The following is a 766-nucleotide window of genomic DNA, read 5'->3' as shown; positions in this document are numbered from 1 at the left end:
TTTTGCTGCATCGTGCGAACCGGCAAAGAGGTAATTCTTGCGACCCAAGGCCAATGGGCGAATAGAGTTTTCTATTAGGTTGCTGTCAATTTCGAGCATTCCATCGGTTAAATAATTCTGTAGGCTAATCCATCGGTTGGCACAATAATCAAAGGCTTTGCCTATTGGACTTTTGGGTGTTACTTTGTTTCGCTCTTGCTGTATGTATTGGCCAATCTCATTAATGATGGGCAACGATTTGTCCAATCTTAACGCATAACGTTCTTTGTGCGACATTTCAGATTCGCGGGCAAGCGCTTCGATAGCATACAACAATTGAATAAGCTTCATTACATGTGATGCTCTTTCCTTATCATTTCCAAGTGCCTTGTCAAAGTATCGACGTGCGTGTGCCCAGCACGAGAGATGTGTTATATTTTGTAGCGCAGCCAAATAGGTATATCCGGAATAACCATCGGTTTGAACATAGCCTTTAAAGGTTAATAAATCATCGATAGGCCCATTGGTCGAACGGTTCTTGTAATACTCAAAAAGTACTGATTTTGACAATGGGGCATATCTTACCCACATATAACCTTGATGACATGCACCTTTTTTATCTTTATCCTGCACTTTTATGGGCGATTCATCAATCATTTGATAGATTTCGCTAAAAATATGAAGCCGGAGAACTGCGTAGAGTGGTTGAAGTAATTGAGCTCCCAGTTTTACCCACGATTCTAAAGTGGAACTGGGTACCGAAACTCCCATTTGCCTGATTTGGTTA

Annotated in this window: 1 protein-coding gene; it reads right to left on the bottom strand. The window is 41.3% G+C overall.

Annotated elements, in window-relative coordinates:
* Positions 1 to 759 (bottom strand): IS66 family transposase (gene tnpC / locus ACT3CD_RS17230; protein WP_444646910.1); only part of this gene is annotated, 759 nt, incomplete at its 3' end.
* Positions 760 to 766: the final 7 nt, after the last annotated feature.

It is taken from the genome of Geofilum sp. OHC36d9 (genome assembly GCF_052400685.1).
Taxonomy (GTDB): domain Bacteria; phylum Bacteroidota; class Bacteroidia; order Bacteroidales; family Marinilabiliaceae; genus CAZHHH01.
This window is presented reverse-complemented; position numbering and strand designations above follow the sequence as displayed.